This is a genomic window from Streptomyces sp. NTH33 (genome assembly GCF_003236365.1).
Classification (GTDB): domain Bacteria; phylum Actinomycetota; class Actinomycetes; order Streptomycetales; family Streptomycetaceae; genus Streptomyces.
On the sequence record NZ_POTZ01000611.1, the window covers coordinates 1 to 3351 of the forward strand.

Below are 3351 nucleotides of genomic sequence, written 5' to 3' on the forward strand. Positions count from 1 at the left end.
ACCCCGCGAACTGGACCTGCCCCGCCCCCCTGCGCGACCAGCCCGTCGTGGTGATGGGCCACGGCGGAGGCGGCGCCCTGTCCGCCGAACTGATCCAGGACGTCTTCGCCCCGGCCTACGGCAACCCCGTCCTCGCCGCCATGGGCGACTCCGCCGTCCTCCACCTCGGCGGCGCCCGGCTGGCGTTCTCCACCGACTCCTACGTCGTCAGGCCGCTGTTCTTCCCGGGCGGCAGCCTGGGCGACCTGGCGGTCAACGGCACCGTCAACGACCTGGCGATGAGCGGCGCCCGGCCCGCCTACCTCTCCGCGGCCTTCGTCCTGGAGGAGGGCGTGGAGCTGGCCGTGGTCGACCGGGTCGCACGGGCCATGGGCGCGGCGGCCGAGGCCGCCGGCGTCACCGTGGCCACCGGCGACACCAAGGTCGTGGAGGCCGGACACGGCGACGGCGTGTACGTCACCACCGCCGGCGTCGGCCTCGTCCCCGAGGGCGTGGACATCCGTCCGCAGCGGGCCCGGCCGGGCGACGCCGTCATCGTCAGCGGCCCGATCGGCCTGCACGGCGTGGCCATCATGAGCGTGCGGGAGGGCCTGGAGTTCGGCGTCGAGGTCGCCAGCGACACCGCGCCGCTGGCCGACCTGGTGGCGGCCATGCTGGCCGTCACCCCGGACATCCACGTGCTGCGCGACCCCACCCGGGGCGGGCTCGCCGCCTCCCTCAACGAGATCGCCCGCGCCTCCGGCACCGGCGTCCGGCTGCACGAGCGGGCCATCCCCGTCCCGGAGGCGGTCGCGGGCGCCTGCGGTTTCCTGGGCCTGGACCCGCTGTACGTCGCCAACGAGGGCCGCCTCGTCGCCTTCGTACCCCCCGCGGAGGCCGAGGCCGTCCTGGCGGCGATGCGCGCCCACCCGCAGGGCGGCGGTGCCACGCTGATCGGCGAGTGCGTCGCCGACCACCCCGGCATGGTCGTGGTCGCCACCGGACTCGGCGGCACCCGCGTCGTCGACCTGCCGCTCGGCGAGCAACTGCCGCGCATCTGCTGACCGTCCGCACGACGGCCCCGCCGGTGCTCCGGGCACCGGCGGGGCCGTACGCGTCCGGGCGGCCGGTCAGGCCGGAACCGGCCCGGGTTCGATCCCGGTGATCTCCAACTCCCGCCCGCTGCGCAGGTCCTGCGAGGGCCGGTCGCAGTGCGGGCACCAGAAGAACGGGGGCATGCCCACCGGGAACTCCTGGTCGCACGGCACGCAGTACGCGTGCGCGGTCACCTGCTCGACCACGAGCCGGGCCCCGGCCAGCGCGGTGCCCTCCCGGGCCATCTCGAAGGCGAAGCTCAGGGCGTCGGGTACGACACCGGCCAGCTCGCCCACCCGCACCGTCACCGCCGAGACGCTGTCCGTCCCCTCGGCACGGGCGAGCTCCTCGGTCCGCTCCACGATCGCGGTCGCGATCGACAACTCGTGCACGGCCGCCCCACCTCCGTTCAACTCCGTTCGGTGAGCTCCGCGAAGAACTCCTGGACGGCGGGCCACACCCGGCCCCCACCGGACAGGCCCCGCCACTCGCGACGGACCGTCGCGACCATCCGGAAGCAGTCGTCGATGGGCACGATCCAGTGGTGGTCGAACTCCTGGACGGTGTTGATCAGCAGCGCCTCCACCTCCGGCCACACCACGGGCCCCCCGGCGGAGAAGGCGTACGCGGTCGACCCGGTGGGGGTGGCGCACACGATGCCGTCGCAGCCGAACCCCGTCACCGGCCGTCCGTCGATCTCGAGCACGACCTCCAGCATCCGCTCGGCGGACACCTTCTGCACGGCGGCCTCGTTCAGCGCCCAGTCGGTGTGCACGATGTCGCCGTTGCGGTGCACGACCACGTCGACGGTCATGCGCTCCTCGACCTCGTACGCCTTGCTGACCACCCGGTCGACGACCTTGTCCAGGTCGTCCCGCTCGGCCTCGGCGAGGAACCCGACCCGCCCGAGGTTCACCCCGAGCATCGGCACCCCGGAGGCCCGGCCGAACTCCGCGCCGCGCAGCAGCGTGCCGTCGCCGCCGAGCACGATGAGCAGTTCGCACCCGTCCAGGGACTGCGGGGTGGCCTCCTTGACCAGGTCGACCTCGTCCGGCAGCGGCAGGTCGCGCGCCTCGGCCTCCAGGGCGCGTACGCCGATCCCGGAGCGCAGCAGCCCCTTGACCACGAGCTCGGCGCTGCGGATGGCGGCCGGCCGGCCGGTGTGGGCCAGCAGGAAAACGGTTCGTGCTCGGGTCTGTGTCAACGCGGCCCCTCCGCCACTGCACGGTCAACGTCGGCCGGGTCCAGGGCGGGCGCCCCGGCACGCAGCCACAGAAAGTACTCGACGTTCCCGGACGGCCCGGGCAGCGGACTCGCGGTGACACCCCGCACTCCGAGTCCCAGTTCCCACGCCTTCCCGGCCACGCCCCGCACGGCTTCCGCCCGCAGCTGCGGACTCCGTACGACACCCCCGCTGCCCAGCCGTTCCTTCCCCACCTCGAACTGCGGCTTGACCATCATCACCAGGTCGGCGTCCGGTTTCGCGCACCGCACCAGGGCGGGCAGCACCAGGCCGAGCGGGATGAAGGACAGATCCCCGACGACAAGATCCACAGGCTCCCCATCGATCGCTTCGAGCGTCAACTCGCGTACGTTCGTACGGTCCTTGACGGTGACGCGTTCATCCTGCTGGAGAGTCCAGGCGAGTTGTCCGTATCCGACGTCGACGGCGACGACGTGGGCGGCGCCCGCGCGCAGCAGGACGTCGGTGAAGCCTCCGGTGGAGGCTCCGGCGTCCAGGGCCCGCCGCCCCTCGACGACGAGCCCGAGCGGCAGGAAGGCCTCGAGCGCGCCGGCGAGCTTGTGGCCGCCCCGGGAGACGTAGTCGGGATCGCTGTCGTCGGCGGCGACGACGATGGCGGCGGCGGTCTCCACCTGCGTGGCGGGCTTGGTCGCGACGGTCTTGCCGACGGTGACCCGCCCGGCGGCGATCAGCTGGCCGGCGTGCTCGCGCGAGCGTGCGAGCTTGCGGCGGACCAGCTCCGCGTCCAGACGGCGGCGTGCGACTCCTGCCACGTTCGGTTCAGCTCCTGTGTTGGTACGGCGGTTGGTGCGACGGTTGGTACGGCGACTGCTACGACGGCTTGTACGGCGGTCGGGGCGCGAGCGGTCCCGGACGGGTGTCGAGCGCGGTGAGCGCGTCGCGCAGTTCCCGGTGTACATCCTCGTACACCTGAAGGTGTCCGTCCGTGGTGAGGCGGTCGGCGTCGCCGAGCCGCTCCAGGGCCGCGTCGACCCCGGCGTCGCCGGTGGGAGTGCGGGGGACCTCCAAAGGGG

General features: G+C 73.5%; 4 protein-coding genes and 1 pseudogene. 1 reads left to right on the forward strand and 4 read right to left on the reverse strand.

Annotation, left to right across the window (positions count from 1 at the left end; genetic code table 11):
• The coding region (hypE, locus tag C1I97_RS33770; protein WP_111006825.1) for a hydrogenase expression/formation protein HypE at positions 1–1043 on the forward strand (1043 nt) is incomplete at its 5' end.
• A 66-nt stretch (positions 1044–1109) separates the two neighbouring features.
• Here the strand turns inward: hypE and hypA are convergent.
• From hypA to C1I97_RS33790, 4 genes and pseudogenes are all read right to left on the reverse strand, one after another.
• A complete protein-coding gene (gene hypA / locus C1I97_RS33775) occupies positions 1110–1466 on the reverse strand; it encodes a hydrogenase maturation nickel metallochaperone HypA (RefSeq protein ID WP_111006826.1) in 357 nt (118 codons plus the stop codon).
• A gap of 17 nt (positions 1467–1483) precedes the next feature.
• Complete coding sequence (locus tag C1I97_RS33780; RefSeq protein ID WP_309147845.1) at positions 1484–2200, reverse strand: DUF5947 family protein; 717 nt, start codon at positions 2198–2200, stop codon at positions 1484–1486.
• Between the two features lie 74 nt (positions 2201–2274).
• A complete protein-coding gene (locus C1I97_RS33785; RefSeq protein WP_111006827.1) occupies positions 2275–3090 on the reverse strand; it encodes a TlyA family RNA methyltransferase in 816 nt (271 codons plus the stop codon).
• Positions 3091–3148: 58 nt separating this feature from the next.
• Positions 3149–3351: pseudogene (locus C1I97_RS33790) on the reverse strand (hypothetical protein); the annotation flags it as partial.